We start from the raw sequence: 1,120 nt of genomic DNA, 5'->3' as shown, positions 1-1,120 counted from the left end.
GAGAGTATGAAACTTTTTCTGTAAAATAATGTTTATAAGGTTCTTCTATGATACAATAAATATCATTAGGAGGGCCTTTTATTATGGCAAGACAAAAGAAACCTGTACATCGTGTACAAATGACAGAAGGAAAACGAAACATCATCCATCAGCTCCTGGAAGAGTACGATATCCAGTCTGCAGAAGACATTCAGGATGCGCTCAAGGATCTTTTAGGCGGCACCATTAAGGAAATGATGGAAGCTGAAATGGATGATCATCTTGGTTACGAAAAATCCGAACGCTCAGATAATGATGATTATCGCAATGGTTATAAGCGGAAACAGGTCAACAGCCGGTATGGCTCGATGGAAATCGAAGTGCCACAGGATCGCAAATCAACGTTTGAACCACAGGTTGTGAAAAAACGTCAGAAAGATATTTCCGATATTGATCAGAAGATCATTTCCATGTATGCCAAAGGAATGACTACCCGGCAGATTTCCGAAACCATCGAAGATATTTATGGCTTTGAAACTTCTGAAAGCTTTATTTCTGATGTGACTGATAAGATCCTGCCACAGATCGAAGACTGGCAGAACCGGCCACTGGACGAGGTCTATCCCATTCTCTACATTGATGCAATCCATTATTCTGTAAGGGATAATGGCGTGATCCGAAAGCTTGCTGCTTACGTGATTCTGGGAATCAACACGGAAGGGAAAAAAGAAGTTTTAACCATCAGTGTTGGCGATAACGAAAGCGCAAAATACTGGCTTTCCGTTATGAATGAACTGAAAAATCGTGGTGTCAAAGATGTATTAATCATCTGTGCCGATGGTTTAACCGGAATCAAAGAAGCGATCGCAGCAGCTTTTCCAAAGACGGAATACCAGCGCTGTATTGTACACCAGGTAAGAAACACGTTGAAATATGTCCCGGATAAAGACAGAAAAGCCTTCGCTGCGGATCTGAAAACCATTTATCAGGCCACAGATGAAAAGAAAGCTCTGGCAGCCTTAGAGCGTGTAACAGAAAAATGGACACCGAAATATCCGAATTCCATGAAGCGCTGGAAGGATAACTGGGACGCAATCTCGCCGATCTTTAAATTTTCAACGACGGTCAGAACGGTGATTTA

The 1,120-nt window shown here is 41.9% G+C and carries 1 protein-coding gene; it reads left to right on the top strand.

Features of this window, described 5'->3' with window-relative positions; genetic code table 11:
- Window positions 1-83 precede the first annotated feature (83 nt).
- Window positions 84-1,120, top strand: a 1,037-nt coding sequence (locus tag ACESZG_RS18895) for an IS256 family transposase (protein ID WP_373218963.1), incomplete at its 3' end; no start/stop codon positions are given.

Origin of the sequence: Blautia sp. Marseille-P2398 (assembly GCF_964240315.1) — a bacterium.
In the GTDB taxonomy this organism is placed as follows: domain Bacteria; phylum Bacillota; class Clostridia; order Lachnospirales; family Lachnospiraceae; genus Blautia_A; species Blautia_A wexlerae.
This window is presented reverse-complemented; position numbering and strand designations above follow the sequence as displayed.